The organism is Saccharopolyspora erythraea NRRL 2338 (assembly GCF_000062885.1).
GTDB lineage: Bacteria > Actinomycetota > Actinomycetes > Mycobacteriales > Pseudonocardiaceae > Saccharopolyspora_D > Saccharopolyspora_D erythraea.
In genome coordinates, this window is record NC_009142.1 from 1,986,312 (window position 1) to 2,003,591 (window position 17,280).

Here is a 17,280-nt window from a genome sequence, read left to right on the forward strand (position 1 = left end):
TGTTCGTGGGATTGGCAAATGAGCTCGACGTGGAAACCCTTCGCACCGTAGCGGTGCAGGTCGCGAGCCAGGCGGCGGATCTGGCGCGCACGGTGCGTGACGAGGCGGTGACGGACGGTACGGTCGACACCAAGAGCGCCGAGACCGACGTCGTCACCGCGGGCGACCGGGCGGCCGAACGCCTGGTCCGGGAGCGGCTGGCCGAGCTGCGGCCGGGGGAGGGCGTCCTCGGCGAGGAGGAGGGCGGGGAACACGCCCTGGACGGCCTGCGCTGGGTCGTCGACCCGATCGACGGCACGGTCAACTACCTCTACGGCTTCCCCTGGTACGCGGTGTCGCTGGCGGCGCAGGTCGACGGGCGCTCGGTCGCCGGCGCGGTCGTGGAACCGGCCTCCGGCCGGGTGTGGAGCGCCGCGCTGGGGCACGGGGCGTACCTGGGCGATCGGCGGCTGCGGGTCTCCGGCGCCGAGCGCCTCGACCTGGCCCTGATCGGCACCGGCTTCGCCTACAAGGTGGAGCGGCGCCGGGAACAGGCCGCGACGGTCGGCAAGCTGCTGGCGGAGGTCCGCGACATCCGGCGCAGCGGGTCGGCCGCGCTCGACCTGTGCGCGGTGGCGGCCGGCTGGCTCGACGGCTACTACGAGCGCGGGCTCAACCGGTGGGACTGGGCGGCCGGGGCGCTCATCGCGGCGGAGGCGGGCGCCGAGCTGCGGCTGCCCTTCCCGGACACCGACGACGGTCTCGGCGACGGGACGATCCTCTGCGTGACGCCGGGTATCGGAACGGCCCTCAAGGACGCCCTGCGCCGCTCCGGCGGGGCCTGACGATGTTTCAGAAGTGGTGCCTGTCGATTCCGGTGGCGGAACCTCAGGCGCCCTCCGGACCCGGGAGCTTTTCTCGCGTAGTTCCCATACGCCGCGAAAAGCCGTCCCCGCTCGAACGCTTCTGAGAACCCGCGGCGGTGCGGGCTGGGCCTCGCACCGCAAGCGGCTGACGCCGCTCATGAACGGGTCCTGGGCGGCCCAGCGGCGCGCGGAGGTCCCGCGGCTCCGACCGGACGACCGCGGAAGCACAACGACGTGGAGGGGCCCGGTCACCCGCGGGTGACCGGGCCCCTCCACGTCTCCGGTGACCGGCTCAGCAGTGCACGTCGCGCGCGGCGACGAGCAGTGCGGGATCGATCGACGGCGGGCTGACCTCCTGCTGGGTGCCGCCCGCGCTGTCCCGCTGGGGAACCCAGTGCTCCAGCTCCTGGAGCACCTGCTTGGCCTCCGCGGTGGTCTTGATGTCGTCGAACTTCGACCCAAGGGCGAAGTCGACGCCCGGGTCCTGGCGCTCGTCGCGCACGAGCTGCGCGCAGGGTGCGATGAGGCTGAGCGTGCGGGCCGCGTTGACCCCGGCCGCGCCGAACCGGATCTGGCCGTGGCAGTTCAGGTCGTAGTTCGGGTACACCGGGTCGTTGTCCGGGTCGCCGCCCTTGGCGAAACCGAGCCCGCTGAGCTCGTTGCTGATCAGCGACGCCTGCCTGCTCTCGCCGTTGCCGTTGAGGACCCGCACCCGGATGTCCTGCGGGGGGATCGGCGGTGTCTGGTCGAGGGAGTTGCGCGGCAGCATCTTGCCCAGCGGGGCGTACGGCTCCTCACCGGGAGCCGGCGGCGCGGTCGGCGCGCCGGGCGGACTGCAGGCCGTCGCGGTCTCGATGTCCTCGACGCCCTCGAAGATCCTGGTCCACAGCACCCCCGACAGCACCACCAGCGCGGCCAGCACCAGCAGCGCGGGCACCGGCCGCCGCCGTCGGTACCGGGGGCCGCGCCGACCCCACCTCGCGCTCACGGCAGCCACTCCTGCCACCCTCCCCTTGACGTTCGCCGGTCCCGCCGATCTTGGCGTCCTGCTCGGATCAGCCTAGGCGCTGGCGCTCGCCCGCGCGGTGCCGGACCGGCCGTCGTATCGCACTTGTTGCCGATCAGGGCGAATTCACCGGCCGCACCCGAAACGCGCACCCCAGCGCCCGTCCGGGTGGTTCCAGGGCGCTCCCACGCGGCGGCGTCGCACCTGCTCCGTCGATCTTGCCGGGTTGCCCCACTGCCGCCAACACCACACCTACGGGTGACCCGGTGCGTGCGGCCGTGTCGTATGAGCTACCCTCTCGGCGCCTCCCGCAGTGATGAGTGAGGCGAATCGCTCGTTTCGGGGGAATCAACGCGTTGCGCCAGCGAGATCGCCGTCACTCTCCCCTGCGGGCACAAATCCGGGCCCTGGGACGTTTACCAGCGGCACACCATTGCAGTCTCCACATATCGCAGGGGTGAAACACGATGGCGACCGACTACGACGCTCCGCGCCGCAGCGAGTCCGACGAGATGGCGGAGGACTCGCTGGAGGAGCTCAAGGCGCGGCGCAACACGGAGCAATCCGGCGTCGTCGACGAGGACGAAGGGGCGATCGCGGAGAACTTCGAGCTCCCGGGCGCCGACCTTTCCGGTGAGGAGATGACCGTCAAGGTCCTCCCGAAGCAGGCTGACGAGTTCACCTGCGCCAGTTGCTTCCTGGTGCACCACCGCAGCCGGCTCGCCGAAGAGCGCAACGGCCAGCTGATCTGCCGCGACTGCGCGGCCTGAGCCCGCGTCCCGCGCCGATAGCAAAAGCGGAAAAATCACTGGGCACACGCGACGGCGTGTGCCCAGTGATTTTTCGCGTCCGGTTCCCCTCAGGCGGTGGGGTGGCCCAGCGCCGCGGCGAGCTTCTCCGGCCTGCGCGTGCTGACGATCCAGTAGGGGGTCGGGTCGTCCGGGTCGTCCAGCCAGACCCGCACCGAGGTCGGCACCCACGCGCGGTGCAGCACGTACGCCGCCGGGTCCAGGTCCGGACCGAGGGTGCGCCGCTTGTCCCGGCCGGGCACGACCTCGACGTCCTCGACGAAGCGCAACGGCAGGTGCGCCTCGCCCGCCCACAGCTCGCCGTCGCGCACCTCGACCCTCGTACGGCCGAGCCAGAGGGGGATGGCGATCGCCAGCGGCACCAGCACGACGTACGGCAGCCACGCGCGCACGCCCGGGTAACCCATGTGCACCTGGGCGGCCATCAGCACGGCGCCGATCACCGGCAGCGGCCACGTCCACCACGACGCGTAGAGCCGCTCGCGGAACTCCGGACAGCCCTTCTCGTTCCCCTGACCGGGGGTGTCCCCGGCGGGACCGGCTGCTTCTGCGCTCTTCTGCACGTCTTCAGGGTAGTCTCGCCGCCCGTGCCGAACGTGAAGGTCCTGCTGACCCGACTCGACCCCGATGTCCCGATCCCGTCCTACGCCGAACCCGGCGACGCGGGAGCCGACCTGGTCACCACCAGCGATCTGACCCTCCAACCGGGCGAACGAGCCCTCGTGGGCACCGGCGTCGCGGTGGCGCTGCCGGAGGGCTACGCCGGATTCGTGCACCCCCGGTCCGGGCTTGCCGCCCGCGCGGGCTTGAGCGTGGTCAACGCGCCTGGAACCGTGGACTCCGGGTACCGCGGTGAGATCAAGGTCTGCCTGATCAACCATGATCGGGCCGTGCCGCTGACGCTCCGGCGGGGCGACCGCATCGCCCAGCTCGTCGTGCAGAAGGTCGAGCACGCCGACTTCGAGGAGGTCGACGCGCTGCCGGAGTCGCAACGGGGTGCCGGGGGGTACGGATCCACCGGCGGGCACGAGGTGCTGGCGGTTCCGGCGGAGGCCGGAGCCGATCACAGGACGGAGGTCTGAGGGATGTTCGGATGGGGCCGTCGACGGCGGGCCGCGGACGACGCGGGCGACGAGCCGTTCGGCGACGAACCGATCGTCGACGAGACCGGGGAGTCCGCCGGCCACGGCCCGTACGACGAGGCCGACGCGCCCGACGACGGTGTCGAGCGGCTCGACCTCGGCTCGGTGCGGGTGCCGGTGCCCGAAGGCGGGCAGCTGCAGGTGGAGGTGGACCCCTCCGGGCCGGTCCGGGCGGTGCACATGGTCACCCAGTTCGGCAGGCTGACGGTCAGCGCCTTCGCCGCGCCGAAGACCAGCCCGCTGTGGCCGGAGGTGAGCAAGGAGCTCGCCGACCAATTGCGCAAGGACGGGGCCCGGGTGCACAGCGAGGGCGGTGACTGGGGACCGGAGCTGGTCGCGGACTCGCCCAAGGCCGCGCTGCGGTTCGTGGGCGTGGACGGGCCGCGGTGGCTGGTGCGCGGGGTGGCGGCCGGTCCGCCCGAGCACGCCAAGGACTGCGCGAAGCTGCTCTACGCGGTGCTGGACGAGACCGTCGTGGTGCGCGGTGACGACCCGCTGCCGGTGCGCACCCCGCTGCCGATCCAGCTCCCGGAGGCGATCGCCAGGCACATCCAGCAGGCGCAGCAGCAACAGCAGGACGGTCCGCAGCAGGGCTAGTCCCGCGGGCGCGGCGGCGCCGGAAACGGGTCGGCCGGGGGTTCCCGGCCGACAGGCCGCCGCCGTGCCCAACGCGTACGACTGGGGGCTCTGGCTCCTGCGCGGCCTAGCTCATCCACCTGGGGGTGTGCGGGCCCTGCCGGAACCGCGCTGGGCAGCCGCCGGAGCCGAGGACGGCAGAATTCGCGCCCGATGCCGGGCGGGCTGACCCCGCGCGCCGAGCGGGACTGCTACGGCACGTGGGCTCGGACTCACTCCCGCGCAGGGTCTTGCGGACCACCCGCGTCCGCGCGATGGTCGTGCGCGCCGCGAGCTGCGCGGGACCCCTCGCGTGATCGGAAAATGATCCGATCGTGGGGTCAAGGTCCAATTGTCGCCGGGCTGGCGACCCTCCGGTTCGCAGCGGGCTACGCTGGAGTCGGACGGGCTGCGAAGTCGAGCCCCGAAGCGCACGGGAGCGCTAGATGAGCAAGACAGGGAGCGGCTACTGGCGTCGCCTCCTACACCGTCTGACCAGCGACGTCGGTCAGCTCGACGCCGACGACCTCTCCGAGCGTTCGCAGGAGGCAGGCGCCCAGCGGGCCTGCGACTGCAAGTGCGGCGAGGAGGCCGTGGTGCTCGGGAGGGTGCGCAGCGTGGGCGTGTCGCCCAAGGCGTCCGCGCCGACGCTGGAAGCCGAGTTGTTCGACGGCACCGACGGCGTCACCCTCGTGTGGCTGGGCCGGCGCCGGATCACCGGCATCGAGCCCGGGCGCACCATCAAGGCCAGCGGCCGCATCGCGGTGCGCGAGGGTCGCAAGGTGCTTTACAACCCCTACTACGAGCTGCAGAACACCGCATGAGCGACAGCAACGCATCGGCGGCCTCCGGAGGCCACCGCCCAGCCGGCGTGGAGCCGGCCGACACCACCGGACCGGCGCCCGATCCCTCCGAGGACCGGGTGCAAGAGGCCGAGAAGACGATGCTCGAGCAGATGGGCGGCGTCAGCGGTCTCGCCTACTCCGCCGTCCCGATCGTCGTGTTCGTCGTGATCAGCACGCTGGCCAGCCTCATGGTCGCGATCTGGTCGGCGATCGGGGTCGCGCTCGCGATCGCCGTGGTGCGGCTGGTGCGCAAGGAGCCGCTGCAGCCGGCCATCTCCGGCGTGATCGGGGTGGCGGTGTGCTCGTTCATCGCCTACCGGTCCGGGGAGGCCAAGGGCTTCTTCCTGCTGGGCATCTGGACCAGCCTGGTCTACGGCGGGGTGTTCCTGGTGTCGATCGTGGCCCGCTGGCCGCTGGTCGGCGTGGCGTGGTCGGCGCTGAACGGGCTCGGGTTCTCCTGGCGCAAGCACCGCAGGGCGATGCTCGGCTACGACCTGGCGACCCTGGCCTGGACGGTGGTGTTCGCGGCGAAGTTCGTGGTGCAGCAGTGGCTCTACGTCTCCGACGAGACCGGCTGGCTGGCCTTCGCCCGGATCGCGATGGGCTACCCGCTGACCGGGCTCGCGCTGCTCGTCACGGTGTGGGCGGTGCGCCGGGCCTCGAAGGTCGCGGAGGAGACCGCCGAGGCCGAACGCGCCGATCCGGCGCTGCGCTCCAACCCCGCATCGAGCTGACAGCTCTGGCAGAAGAATCGGAGCCGGTGCGCCTCCCGGACGGGTAGGCGCATCGGCTTCGTCGTCTTTTCGGCTCAGGCCCGGTTCTGGGTGTCGTGCACGACGGCCCGGATCTCCTGCTCGACGTCGTCGGTGGCGACGAACAGCATCTCGTCACCCGCCTCCAGCGGGTCGTCGGACTGCGGCACGATGACCCGGCCGCCGCGCAGGATGGTCACCAGCGCCGCGTTCTCCGGGAGCTTCAGGTCGCGAACCCGGCGCCCGGCCAGCGGCGTGCCTTCCGGCAGGGTGATCTCGACCAGGTTGGCCTGGCCCTGGCGCAGGGTCATCAGCCGGACCAGGTCGCCGACGCTGACCGCCTCCTCCACGCCCGCGGCGAGCATCCGCGGCGTGGAGACCGCGACGTCGACGCCCCAGGCGTCGGTGAACAGCCACTCGTTGCGCGGGTCGTTGACCCGGGCCACCACCCTGCGGACCGCGAACTCGGTCTTGGACAGCAGCGAGACGACCAGGTTGACCTTGTCGTCACCGGTGGCGGCGATGACGACGTCGCAGGACTCGATGCCCGCCTCCTCCAGCGAGGCCAGCTCGCAGGCGTCGGCGAGCACCCATTCGGCTGCGTCGATGTTCTTCGGCCGGTAGTTCTCGGTGCTGCGTTCGATGAGCATGACCTGGTGGTCGCCCTCGATGAGCTCCCGCGCGATGGACTGGCCGACCGCACCGGCCCCCGCGATGGCGATGCGCATCAGTGGCTCTCCTCGGGTGCTTGCCTGGCGGACTCGGTGACGTCGGTGACGGTCCCCGACAGCGCGGCGACGTAGACGGTGTCGTCGGCCTGGATCACGGTCTTCGGCGTCGGCAGGATCCCGTTGCCGAAGCGCATGATGAACGCCACGCGGGAACCGGTGGCCTCTTCGAGTTCGGTGACCTTGCAGCCGACCCAGCCCTCGTGCAGCGGCAGCTGGAGCACCGCCACCGTCCCGGACGGCTCCCGCCACGCCGTGGCGACGCCTTCGGGCAGCAGCATCCGCAGGAACCGGTCGGTCGTCCACGGCACGGTCGCCACGGTCGGGATGCCCAGCCGCTGGTAGACCTCGGCTCGCTTCGGGTCGTAGATGCGCGCCACCACGTGCTCGACGCCGAAGGTCTCCCTGGCGACCCTGGCGGCGACGATGTTGGAGTTGTCCCCGTTGGACACGGCCGCGAACGCCGCGGCCTTCTCGATGCCAGCCTCGATCAGGACGTCCCGGTCGAAGCCGTTGCCGGTGATCTGCCGGCCGTGGAAGTCGCGGCCCAGGCGGTGGAAGGCCAGGGCGTTCTTGTCGACCACGGCCACGGTGTGATCGAGCCTTTGCAGCGCCGTGGCCAGGGAGGCCCCGACCCGGCCGCAGCCCATGATCACCACGTGCACGACCTGTCTCCTCGCTGAAAGGGGGTTTTCGCTTGGGGGGTTTCTTTGCTTAGGCGACCCTGCCGGTCGTCATGCCAGCGTGACGGTACCCGGATTACCCCGGTGCGTGACTCCTGTCGGCGAGTTCCCGCCCGAACGGGCTGCTGCACCCTATCGGGTGAACGCGGTCGTTGGGGAGGGGGCTGCTCGAGCCCGGATGTGACGTGGGCACCCCTGTGCCCGCCGCGCTCACCACATGGGAAGTGGTTGCGCCTACGCTCTTGGCCGTGTCCAAGCTCGCAATCGCGGCCAAGCGCCTGATCGTCGGCCGGCCGTTCCGCAGTGACCGCCTGGCGCACACGCTGCTGCCCAAGCGGATCGCGCTTCCGGTGTTCGCCTCGGATCCGATGTCCAGCGTCGCGTACGCGCCGGAGGAGATCCTGCTGGTGCTGTCGGTCGCGGGCATCTCGGCCTACGCGTTCAGCCCGTGGATCGGCATCGTGGTCGCGGTCGTGATGATCACGGTGGTCGCGTCGTACCGGCAGAACGTGCGCGCCTACCCCTCGGGCGGTGGCGACTACGAGGTGGCCACCGTCAACCACGGCAGGCGGTGGGGGCTGGTCGTGGCCAGCGCGCTGCTGGTGGACTACATCCTCACCGTGGCGGTGTCGATCTCCTCGGCGGCGGCCAACATCGGCTCGGTCATCCCGTTCGTGGCGACCCACAAGGTGCTGTTCGCCGTGGGGGCCATCGTGCTGCTGACGGCGATGAACCTGCGCGGGGTCAAGGAGTCGGGTTCGCTGTTCGCGATTCCCACATACGCCTTCGTGCTCGGCGTGCTCGGCATGGTCGCCGTCGGCCTCTTCCGGGGTCTGGTTCTCGGTCAGGAGATGCGGGCCGAGAGCGCCGACTTCCACCTGGTGCAGGAGACCCAGATGGCCGGGGTCGCCTTCGCCTTCCTGATCCTGCGGGCGTTCTCCTCCGGCAGCGCCGCGCTCACCGGTGTCGAGGCCATCAGCAACGGTGTGCCCGCGTTCCGCAAACCGAAGTCGCGCAACGCCGCCACGACGCTGGCATTGATGGGCGCTCTCGCGATCGCGATGTTCATGGGGCTGATCGTGCTCGCGGGCATGACGGGTGCCGTCGTGGCCGAGGATCCGGCCCACCAGCTCATCGGCGCGCCCCCCGGCTACGAGCAAAAGACGCTGGTCGCGCAGTTGGCGAACGCGGTCTTCAGCGGGTTCCCGCCCGCGGTGTACTACGTGATGTTCTTCACCGGGTTGATCCTGGTGCTCGCGGCCAACACCGCGTTCAACGGATTCCCGGTGCTGGGCTCGATCCTGGCGCAGGACCGGTTCCTGCCGCGCCAGCTGCACACCCGGGGCGACCGGCTGGCCTTCTCCAACGGCATCCTGTTCCTCGCCGTCAGCGCGATCATCCTGGTGCTGGCCTTCGACGCCGAGGTCACCCGGTTGATCCAGCTCTACATCGTCGGGGTGTTCGTCTCGTTCGTTCTCAGCCAGAGCGGCATGATCCGGCACTGGAACCGCCTGCTGCGCACCGAGACCGACCCGGTGCAGCGGCGCCGGATGCGGCGCTCGCAGATGATCAACTCGTTCGGTCTGTTCATGACCGCCAGCGTGCTGGTGATCGTGCTGATCACGAAGTTCACCAAGGGCGCGTGGATCGCGATCGCGGCCATGGCGGCGATCTACGTGCTCATGACCGCGATCCGCAAGCACTACGACCGGGTGGCCGAGGAGCTGCAGGAGCAGGAGGTCGACGCGGTCCTGCCGTCGCGCAACCACGCGATCATCCTGGTCTCCAAGCTGCACCTGCCGACGATGCGGGCCATCGCCTACGCCAGGGCGACGCGCCCGGACGTGCTGGAGGGCGTGACGGTCAACGTCGACGACGAGGACACCCGCGCGCTGGTGGCCAAGTGGGACGCCGAGGACCTGCCGCTGCCGCTGAAGGTGCTGGAGTCGCCGTACCGGGAGATCACCCGGCCGCTGCTGGGCTACGTCAAGCGCATCCGCCGGGACAGCCCGCGCGACGTGGTCACCGTGTTCATCCCCGAGTACGTGGTCGGGCACTGGTGGGAGCAGCTCCTGCACAACCAGAGCGCCCTGCGCCTCAAGAGCAGGCTGCTGTTCCAGCCGGGCGTGATGGTGACCAGCGTGCCGTGGCAGCTCGAGTCGTCGCAGCGGGTGAGCCACCGGCCCACCACCGTCCCGGGCGCGGTGCGCCGGGGCTTGGAAGACGTGAAGGGGAACGATCGCCGGTGAACGGCAAACCGGACTGGACCGGACGCCTGCTGGAGGTCGAGGTGGGCCCGGTCGCCCACGGCGGGCACTGCGTGGCCAGGTACGAGGGCCGGGTGGTGTTCGTCCGCCACGCGCTGCCCGGCGAGGTCGTGGTCGCCGAGGTGACCGAGGACGGCGGTGGCGGCTTCTGCCGCGCCGACGCCGTCGAGGTCCGCACCGCGGCGCCGGGGCGGGTCGCTCCGCCGTGCCCGCTGGCCGACATGGCGCGCGGCCGCGACCGCTGCGGCGGCTGCGACTGGCAGCACGCCTCGGGCGAGACGCAGCGCGAGCTGAAGTCGGCGGTCGTCACCGAGCAGCTGAAGCGGATCGCCGGGATCGACCTGCCGGTGCGGGTCCGGGAACTGCCCGGCGGCCTGCTGCGCTGGCGTACCCGGGCGCGGGTGGCGGTGGACCGCGGCGGCCGGGCGGGTTTCCGCGCGCACCGCAGCCACCGCGTGGTGCCGGCCGAGGACTGCCCGATCACGGTCGCCGAGGCGATCCAGGACGTCACCTCCCGCCGGTGGCGACCGGGCTCGGAGGTGGAGGTCGCCGCGGACTCCGCGGACCAGGTGCACGTCACCGCGCACGACCGGCGCCGCGGCGGCAGGCGCGTGTCCCGGCAGGTGCGCGGCAGCGGCGTCGCGCACGAAGAAGCGGCGGGCCGGACGTGGGAGCTGGCCGCACAAGGCTTCTGGCAGGTGCACGTGGCCGCCGCCGACACCTTCGCCGCGGTCGTCTCGCGCATGGCGGCGGCGCCGGAGGGCGGCGTGGCGTGGGACCTCTACGGCGGCGTGGGCCTGTTCGCGGCGGGACTGGCCGAGCAGGTCGGGCCGACCGGTTCGGTGCTGCTGGTGGAGTCGTCGCGGCGCGCGGTGGAGGACGCCGTGAGCAACCTCCGCGACCTGCCGCAGGTGGAGTTCCGGGCGGGCACCGCCGAGGACGTCGTGCGCGACGAGGGGCTGCCCTCGCCGGACGTCGTCGTGCTCGACCCGCCGCGCAAGGGTGCCGGGCGCGAGGTGGCCGAGGCCGTCTGCGCGCACCGCCCGTCGCGGATCGTGCACGTCGCGTGCGATCCGGCGGCGCTGGCCCGCGACGTCGGGCTGTTCGTCGAAGGCGGTTACCGGCTGGTCGAGATCGAGGCGTTCGACGCCTTCCCGATGACCCACCACGTCGAGTGCATCGCCCTGCTGGAGCGGGTCGACCAGCCGTGACGGCCGGACAGCAGGCGCAGGCAGCGCACCATCGTCATCCATCGTGGCGAAACGGGCACCGCCGCGCGCGGGCCCCCGCGGTGCCCGGGGACACACCCGGTCGGGTAGTGCCTGGTCAAAGACGCGCGTGCCCTACGGGCCGATGTGATTTCCGGTTCCGGACCGAACCGTTCAGGTTGGGCCCGGCGTCCCTCCGTAGACTGGGCGGAACCGCAGTCCGGTCGAGAGCCCCCGGCGAGACAAGCGAGGTGAAGCGGTGACGCTGCTGGAGTCCGTGCAAAGCCCGGCCGACGTCAAACGCCTGGAGCACGGTGAGCTGGCGAAGCTGGCCGCTGAGATCCGCTCCTTCCTGATCGAGAAGGTGTCGCGAACCGGCGGTCATCTGGGGCCGAACCTGGGTGCCATCGAGCTCACCCTCGCCGTGCACCGGGTGTTCGACTCACCGCGCGACGCCGTGGTGTTCGACACCGGCCACCAGGCGTACGTGCACAAGATCGTCACCGGCAGGCAGTCCGGGTTCGACCGGCTCCGCAAGCGCGACGGCATCTCCGGCTACCCGTCGCGCGCCGAGAGCGAGCACGACCTGGTGGAGAACAGCCACGCCTCCACCGCGCTGTCCTACGCCGACGGCCTGGCGCGGGCGTTCCAGCTCGGCAGCGAGCAGCGGCACGTGGTGGCGGTCGTCGGCGACGGCGCGCTCACCGGCGGCATGTGCTGGGAGGCGCTGAACAACATCGCGGCCGACCCGGACCGCCCCGTGGTCATCGTCGTCAACGACAACGGCCGCTCCTACGCCCCGACCATCGGCGGCCTCGCCGAGCACCTGGCGGGGCTGCGGCTCAAGCCGGGCTACGAGCGGGCGCTGGAGAGCGGGCGCCGCACGCTGCAGAACCTGCCGGTGGTGGGCCGTTCCCTCTACACCGGGCTGCACGCGGCCAAGTCCGGCATCAAGGACGCCCTGAGCCCGCAGGTCATGTTCTCCGACCTCGGCATCAAGTACCTCGGCCCGGTCGACGGCCACGACCTGCGCTCCATGGAGCAGGCGCTGTCGATGGCCAAGGCCTTCGGCGGCCCGGTGATCGTGCACGCGGTGACCCGCAAGGGCAACGGCTTCGCGCCCGCCGAGAACGACGTCGCCGAGCAGATGCACCAGGTCAAGGTCATCGACCCGGAGACCGGCATCCCCACCAAGCCCGCCCCCAAGATCTGGACCGACGTCTACTCCGACGAGCTGGTGCGCATCGGTGCCGAGCGCGAGGACGTGGTGGCGATCACCGCGGCGATGCTCGGCCCGACCGGGCTGGACAAGTTCGCCGCCGCCTACCCGGAGCGCTGCTACGACGTCGGCATCGCCGAGCAGCACGCCATGACCTCGGCCGCGGGCATGGCCATGGGCGGTCTGCACCCGGTGTTCGCGGTGTACTCGACCTTCCTCAACCGGGCGTTCGACCAGCTGCTGATGGACGTCGCCCTGCACCGGCAGCCGGTCACGGTGACCCTGGACCGCTCCGGCATCACCGGCGACGACGGTGCCAGCCACAACGGCATGTGGGACCTGTCGATCCTGGGCGCGATCCCGGGCATCCAGGTCGCCGCGCCGCGCGACGCGGTGACGCTGCGCGAGGAGCTGCGCGAGGCCGTGGCCGTCGACGACGGTCCGACGGTGATGCGGTTCCCGAAGGGCTCGGTGATCGAGGAGGTGCCCGCCGTCGAGCGGATCGGCGGCGTGGACGTGCTGAGCAAGCCCGCCTCGGACGAGCGCTCCGAGGTGCTGCTGGCCGCCGTCGGCGCCTTCGGCCAGCTCGGCGTGGCCGTCGCCGAGCGGCTGGCCGCGCAGGGCATCGGCGTCACCGTGGTCGACCCGCGCTGGGTCGTGCCGGTGCCGCAGGCGGTGCTGGACCTCGCGGCCCGGCACAGCCTGGTGGTCACGCTGGAGGACTGCGGGCGCCACGGCGGCTTCGGATGGTCGCTGGCGGCCGCCATGCGCGATCAGGAGATCGACGTGCCGCTGCGCGACCTGGCGGTGCCCAACCGGTTCCTGCAGCACGCCTCCCGCGACGAGGTGCTCTCCGACCTCGGCCTGACCGAGCAGGACATCGCGCGCCGCATCACCGAGTGGGTCGCGGGCAGGCTGACCCCGGTCGTGGTGGGCAACGGTCGCGGCGAGACCGCGACCGGAGCCTGACGGCACGGCACGCACGCAGCAGCAGTGGCCTCCCACCCGCGTGGTGGGGGGCCACTCGCGTTCGGGGGGTGGGGGCCGTCGCCGAGGTGAGCCGCGATGGTCGTCCCCCGACGACCGCGTATCGATCTCGGCGTGCGGGTAGTGGGGAGCTGTCACGTGCCCGCCTCCTCGGTGGGCGGGCACCGGCCGCGCGGCAGGGGCTGCGGCGCCGGGCGGAGGGGGAGCCCGATGTACATGCTGTTCTGGTTGGTCGTCGCGCTCGTCGGTTTCGGAGTGCAGTACGCGCTGCGCCGCCGCCACGACCGAAGCGTGTCCGTGCCCGATCTGCTGCTGGGCTGGCTGCTGCTGAGCGCGGTCGGTCTGGCCGGGCTGCTCGGCGCGTTCGCCCACACCGCCTTCGCCGCCGAGACCGCGCAGGGCATCGGATTCCCCGCGGGCAACCCGTTCCAGTACGAGGTGGCCGTGGCGAACCTGGCGTTCGCGGTGCTGGCCCTGGTGGGCTTCTGGAACCCCGACGTGCGTCCCGTAGCCGGTCTCGTCAGCGGGATCTGGCTCGGCGGGGACGCGATCGTGCACACCCACGAGCTGGTCGCGCACGACAACACCGCACCGAACAACGCGGGCCTTTTCCTGGTGATCGAGACCGTCATCGCACTCGCCTTGCTCGGTCTCGGCGGCTACGCCGCGGCGAGCAGGCGCAGCGCGGCACCGGCGAGGGTGTAGACGCGGGGAAACCAGCTCGGTGATCCGTGCCTTGTGGCAGGGTGAACAGGTGCGGATCCTGGTCGTGGAAGACGAGCAGCCGCTGGCGGACGCCATCGCCAGGGGGCTGCGCAGGGAGGGAATGGCCGTCGACATCGCCTACGACGGTGAGAGCGGGCAGGAGAAGGCGTCGATCACCCGCTACGACGTGATCGTGCTCGACCGCGACCTGCCCGGGATGTCGGGCGACGAGCTGTGCCGGTCGGTGGTGACCTCCGGGCAGCTGACCCGGGTCATCATGCTCACCGCCAGCGGGACGGTCGCCGACCGGGTGGAGGGGCTGTCGCTGGGAGCCGACGACTACCTGGCCAAGCCCTTCGCGTTCGCCGAGCTGACGGCGCGGGTGCGGGCGCTGGGCAGGCGTGCCACCCCGGCGGTCCCGCCGCTGCTGACCGCCCGCGACCTGGCGCTGGACCCGGCCCGCCGCACCGTCTCGCGCTCCGGCGGTGAGATCGAGCTGACGCGCAAGGAGTTCGGCGTGCTGGAGGTGCTGCTCGGCGCGGGCGGCGCGGTGGTCAGCTCCGAGGAGCTGCTGGAGCGGGTCTGGGACGAGAACGCCGACCCGTTCACCACGACGGTCCGGGTCACGATGATGACGTTGCGCAAGAAGCTGGGGGAGCCGGGTGTGATCGACACCGTCGTCGGCTCGGGCTACCGGGTTCCCACTGCGGGCCGGGGCTGAGGTGGCGGCCCGCGGCCCGCGTCCGGTGCCGATCGCTCGACGTGGTCCGGGTCTTCGGCTCCGGATCACGCTGCTGGCCACCGCCCTGGTCGCGGGGGTCAGCGCGCTGCTGCTGTGGCTGGGCTGGCTGCTGGTCGGCAACGTGGTGGCGGCGGTGCCCCGGCTGCCCGACGGCAGCGTGGTGCGGGTGCACGGCGTCGACGTCCCGGCGAGCCTGCTCGGTGAGGCGCTGCGCCAGTCGGCGCGGGAGCAGGTGCTGCTGATCGGTGGCGGGGCTTTCGTGGCGGTGGTCCTGGCGGCGGCGGTGCTGGCGTGGACGGTGACCGGCCGGGTGCTGCGGCCGCTGCACGACGTCACCGACTCGGCCCGGCGGTTGTCGGCGGAGTCGCTGGACGAGCGGATCGAGCTGTCCGGCCCGCGCGACGAGGTCGCCGAGCTGGCCGACACCTTCGACGCGATGCTCGACCGCCTGCAGGCGGCGTTCGACTCCCAGCGCCGGTTCGTGGCCAACGCCAGCCACGAGCTGCGGACACCGCTGTCGGTGGTCCGCACCGAGCTGGAGGTGACCCTGTCGGATCCCGACGCCGACGAGCAGGAGCTGCGCCGGATGGCCGACGTGGTCCGGGAGGCCACCGCGCGGGCCGAGCGGCTGGTGGAGGCGCTGCTGCTGCTGGCCCGCACCGAGGGCGTGGAGCTGGCGGTCCGGGAGCCGGTCGACCTCACCGAGGTCGTCGGCCGCGCGCTGCGCGCGGTCTCGGTGGAGGCGGCCCAGCGCGGCATCCGCATCGACTGCTGCGACGAGCCCGCGTTCGCCGTCGGAGACCCCGCGCTGCTGGAGCGCGTCGCGGGCAACCTGCTGGAGAACGCCGTGCGGCACAACGTCGACGGGGGCTGGGTGCTGGTGAACGTCGGCAGCGGGCCGCGCTGGGCGTCGCTGCGGGTGGCGTCGTCGGGGGAGGAGATCGGCGCCGACCAGGTGGAGGCGCTGTTCGAGCCGTTCCGGCGCGCGGGCGTGCAGCGCACCGCCCGCACCGGCGCGGGGCTCGGCCTGTCGATCGTGCGTGCGGCGGCGGCCGCGCACGGCGGCCGCGTCGCGGCGGAGCCGGTCGCCGGAGGCGGCCTGGCGGTGACCGTCGAGCTGCCCGTCGCGCCCTGAGGACGGCTCAGGGGCGCAGCGCCGTGATGTCCAGCTCGACCGCGACCGGGCACGCGGCGATGCCGAACCGGCCCTGCCCGGCCTCGGCGGTTGCCTCGCAGACGTAGCGACCGTCTTCGAGCCGGTAGGCGGCGAGTTCGGTCGGCCCGCCGAGATCCTGCGCGATGCTCCAGAAGAACGGCACACCGGCCTGCTCGTAGGCGGCGAACTTGTCCTTGCGCTCACGGCCGCTGTTGCCTGGCGACCAGATCTCGCCCGCGAGGACGACCTCGCTCGCCTGGAACGAGTTGGCGAGCGGTCGGGTGTTGAGGACGACGAAGTCCGGCACCAGAGCGGTGCGGTAGGTGGTGCTGATCTCCACGCCGACGCCCGCCACGGCGAACAGGTCCGTTCTCCCGGCTTGGCGGATGGCGCTCTTGAGAGCGAAGACCATCTCGCCCTCAGCCCACTGATGTTGACCGCTCGGTGGTGGGGTAACCAGCCAGTACCCTTCGATCAGCTCCAGGCGCGAACCGTCTTCCCGAGCGGGTAGCGCATGCCAATGAGCGATCGTGAACGGACCGAGTTCGTGCGGGAGGAGCGCGGTCACGTGGGATCACCTCATCTCGCCTCGCCAACCATCATGGCAGCACCGCGGGCCGCTGTTCTGCCTGTTCGTCCCCCGCCGCCGCACGGCGCACCGTGGCTGTGACGTGCGCCCGGAACTCCTGGGCCGCCAGCGAGACGTAGGCATCGCGGCGCCAGACGAACGTCAGGGTGCGGTGGCAGTCGGGCGCGTCGAGGTGCAGCCAGGCGAGCGGGGCGTGGGGTGCGAACCGGCGCGCCGTCGCCGGCAGCAGGCCGACGCCGAGACCGGAGCTGATCAGGTACGCCGTCGCGCCCGGCTCGTCGGCCTCGCACACGATGGTCGGCCGCGAGCCGGCGGCGGCGAAGAGCCGGTCGGTCAGGACCCGCTGCCAGTAGCCGGGCCGGGTGGTGATGAACGGTTCCCCGTCGAGGTCCCCCATGCCGATGCGTTCGCGGGTGGCGAGGCGGTGGCCGAGCGGCGTGGCCAGCAGTACCTCCTCGTGCAGGACCTCGGCGGACTCCAGCGCCGGGTCGTCCACGGGCTGCGACATCAGGCACAGGTCGACCTCGCCGCGCCGGAGCCGCTCCAGCAGCCCGTCGACCGACGACTGGTGCAGCCGCACGTCGACACCGGGATGGTCGTTGCGGAAGCCGGTCAGCGGCTCGACGAGGGTCAGCAGCGTCTCCGTCGCGACCGCGACGCTCCCGTGCGCCAGGCCGGCGGCGTCGGCGAGCTCGCGCCGTCCCTGCTCGAGTTCGTCGAGGGCGCGTTCGACCCGGCGCAGCAACGTGGCCCCGAAGCGGTTCAGCCGCACGTGGCGTCCTCGTCGGTCGAACAGCGGGACGCCGAGTTCGGTCTCCAGCCGCGCGATGGTGCGGCTCAGCGACGGCTGGGAAACACGCAGCTCGGTCGCCGCCCGGCTGATGTGCTCGTGGCGCGCGACGACCCGGAAGTAGCGCAGTGGAAGCAGATCCATCCGCCGAACATACCCGGCAAGGCATGAACACATCTCAGAATTGGTCTT

18 protein-coding genes are annotated in these 17,280 nt (G+C 71.9%); 12 read left to right on the top strand and 6 right to left on the bottom strand.

The window, feature by feature from the left end:
• The first annotated feature begins 29 nt into the window (after positions 1–29).
• Positions 30–824 carry an inositol monophosphatase family protein gene (locus tag SACE_RS08850; protein ID WP_009947329.1) on the top strand — a complete coding sequence of 265 codons (795 nt, stop codon included), beginning with the start codon at positions 30–32 and terminating at the stop codon, positions 822–824.
• Positions 825–1,137: 313 nt separating this feature from the next.
• On the opposite strand, the gene cei is transcribed toward SACE_RS08850, so the two are convergent.
• Positions 1,138–1,833: an envelope integrity protein Cei gene (gene cei, locus SACE_RS08855; protein WP_197537729.1), complete on the bottom strand. Its 696-nt coding sequence runs from the start codon at positions 1,831–1,833 to the stop codon at positions 1,138–1,140.
• A gap of 485 nt (positions 1,834–2,318) precedes the next feature.
• On the opposite strand from cei, the gene SACE_RS08860 reads away from it, so the two are divergent.
• The gene (locus tag SACE_RS08860) at positions 2,319–2,621 is read left to right on the top strand and encodes a DUF4193 domain-containing protein (protein WP_009947327.1); all 303 of its coding nucleotides are present in this window, start codon (positions 2,319–2,321) and stop codon (positions 2,619–2,621) included.
• Positions 2,622–2,710: 89 nt separating this feature from the next.
• Here the strand turns inward: SACE_RS08860 and SACE_RS08865 are convergent, their stop codons facing one another.
• On the bottom strand, positions 2,711–3,223 hold the full coding sequence (locus SACE_RS08865) for a DUF3093 domain-containing protein (protein ID WP_009947326.1): 513 nt from the start codon (positions 3,221–3,223) through the stop codon (positions 2,711–2,713).
• A gap of 24 nt (positions 3,224–3,247) precedes the next feature.
• Here SACE_RS08865 and dut point away from each other — a divergent pair, with 24 nt between their 5' ends.
• From dut to SACE_RS08885, 4 genes are all read left to right on the top strand, one after another.
• Entirely contained in the window at positions 3,248–3,742 is a 495-nt protein-coding gene (gene dut, locus SACE_RS08870; RefSeq protein ID WP_009947325.1) for a dUTP diphosphatase, read from the top strand.
• Between the two features lie 3 nt (positions 3,743–3,745).
• On the top strand, positions 3,746–4,399 hold the full coding sequence (locus SACE_RS08875) for a DUF3710 domain-containing protein (protein WP_009947323.1): 654 nt from the start codon (positions 3,746–3,748) through the stop codon (positions 4,397–4,399).
• A gap of 464 nt (positions 4,400–4,863) precedes the next feature.
• A complete protein-coding gene (locus SACE_RS08880) occupies positions 4,864–5,241 on the top strand; it encodes an OB-fold nucleic acid binding domain-containing protein (RefSeq protein ID WP_009947322.1) in 378 nt (125 codons plus the stop codon).
• The gene (locus SACE_RS08885) at positions 5,238–5,996 is read left to right on the top strand and encodes a DUF3159 domain-containing protein (protein WP_009947321.1); all 759 of its coding nucleotides are present in this window, start codon (positions 5,238–5,240) and stop codon (positions 5,994–5,996) included. The genes SACE_RS08880 and SACE_RS08885 overlap by 4 nt, the downstream gene beginning before the upstream one ends.
• 74 nt (positions 5,997–6,070) lie before the next feature.
• Here the strand turns inward: SACE_RS08885 and SACE_RS08890 are convergent, their stop codons facing one another.
• Both SACE_RS08890 and SACE_RS08895 read right to left on the bottom strand, forming a co-directional pair.
• The gene (locus SACE_RS08890) at positions 6,071–6,742 is read right to left on the bottom strand and encodes a potassium channel family protein (protein WP_009947320.1); all 672 of its coding nucleotides are present in this window, start codon (positions 6,740–6,742) and stop codon (positions 6,071–6,073) included.
• On the bottom strand, positions 6,742–7,407 hold the full coding sequence (locus SACE_RS08895; RefSeq protein ID WP_009947319.1) for a potassium channel family protein: 666 nt from the start codon (positions 7,405–7,407) through the stop codon (positions 6,742–6,744). Before SACE_RS08895 ends, SACE_RS08890 begins: the two co-directional genes overlap by 1 nt.
• Positions 7,408–7,673: 266 nt before the next feature.
• On the opposite strand from SACE_RS08895, the gene SACE_RS08900 reads away from it, so the two are divergent.
• The 6 genes from SACE_RS08900 to SACE_RS08925 all read left to right on the top strand — a co-directional run bounded on the left by SACE_RS08900 (position 7,674) and on the right by SACE_RS08925 (position 15,688).
• On the top strand, positions 7,674–9,674 hold the full coding sequence (locus SACE_RS08900; RefSeq protein ID WP_009947318.1) for an APC family permease: 2,001 nt from the start codon (positions 7,674–7,676) through the stop codon (positions 9,672–9,674).
• Positions 9,671–10,903 carry a class I SAM-dependent RNA methyltransferase gene (locus tag SACE_RS08905; RefSeq protein ID WP_009947316.1) on the top strand — a complete coding sequence of 411 codons (1,233 nt, stop codon included), beginning with the start codon at positions 9,671–9,673 and terminating at the stop codon, positions 10,901–10,903. The genes SACE_RS08900 and SACE_RS08905 overlap by 4 nt, the downstream gene beginning before the upstream one ends.
• A 256-nt stretch (positions 10,904–11,159) precedes the next feature.
• Positions 11,160–13,088 (top strand): 1-deoxy-D-xylulose-5-phosphate synthase, encoded by a 1,929-nt coding sequence (dxs, locus tag SACE_RS08910; RefSeq protein ID WP_009947314.1) that lies wholly within the window; start codon positions 11,160–11,162, stop codon positions 13,086–13,088.
• A gap of 234 nt (positions 13,089–13,322) precedes the next feature.
• Positions 13,323–13,811: a DUF6790 family protein gene (locus SACE_RS08915; RefSeq protein WP_231849954.1), complete on the top strand. Its 489-nt coding sequence runs from the start codon at positions 13,323–13,325 to the stop codon at positions 13,809–13,811.
• Positions 13,812–13,860: 49 nt separating this feature from the next.
• Positions 13,861–14,532 carry a response regulator transcription factor gene (locus SACE_RS08920; protein WP_029621685.1) on the top strand — a complete coding sequence of 224 codons (672 nt, stop codon included), beginning with the start codon at positions 13,861–13,863 and terminating at the stop codon, positions 14,530–14,532.
• 25 nt (positions 14,533–14,557) lie between these two features.
• Positions 14,558–15,688, top strand: coding sequence for a sensor histidine kinase (locus SACE_RS08925; RefSeq protein ID WP_009947311.1), 1,131 nt, complete (start codon positions 14,558–14,560; stop codon positions 15,686–15,688).
• Positions 15,689–15,695: 7 nt separating this feature from the next.
• Here SACE_RS08925 and SACE_RS08930 read toward each other — a convergent pair whose 3' ends face one another.
• Positions 15,696–16,277: a Uma2 family endonuclease gene (locus SACE_RS08930; protein ID WP_173401305.1), complete on the bottom strand. Its 582-nt coding sequence runs from the start codon at positions 16,275–16,277 to the stop codon at positions 15,696–15,698.
• A 31-nt stretch (positions 16,278–16,308) separates the two neighbouring features.
• Positions 16,309–17,232, bottom strand: coding sequence for a LysR family transcriptional regulator (locus SACE_RS08935; protein ID WP_009947308.1), 924 nt, complete (start codon positions 17,230–17,232; stop codon positions 16,309–16,311).
• Positions 17,233–17,280: the final 48 nt, after the last annotated feature.

Coding starts and splice junctions, on each gene's coding strand:
- SACE_RS08860 (WP_009947327.1), top strand. CDS start 2,319: ATGGCGACCGACTACGACGCTCCGCGCCGCAGCGAGTCCGACGAGATG.
- SACE_RS08875 (WP_009947323.1), top strand. CDS start 3,746: ATGTTCGGATGGGGCCGTCGACGGCGGGCCGCGGACGACGCGGGCGAC.
- SACE_RS08880 (WP_009947322.1), top strand. CDS start 4,864: ATGAGCAAGACAGGGAGCGGCTACTGGCGTCGCCTCCTACACCGTCTG.
- SACE_RS08885 (WP_009947321.1), top strand. CDS start 5,238: ATGAGCGACAGCAACGCATCGGCGGCCTCCGGAGGCCACCGCCCAGCC.
- SACE_RS08890 (WP_009947320.1), bottom strand. CDS start 6,742: ATGCGCATCGCCATCGCGGGGGCCGGTGCGGTCGGCCAGTCCATCGCG.
- SACE_RS08915 (WP_231849954.1), top strand. CDS start 13,323: ATGCTGTTCTGGTTGGTCGTCGCGCTCGTCGGTTTCGGAGTGCAGTAC.
- SACE_RS08935 (WP_009947308.1), bottom strand. CDS start 17,232: ATGGATCTGCTTCCACTGCGCTACTTCCGGGTCGTCGCGCGCCACGAG.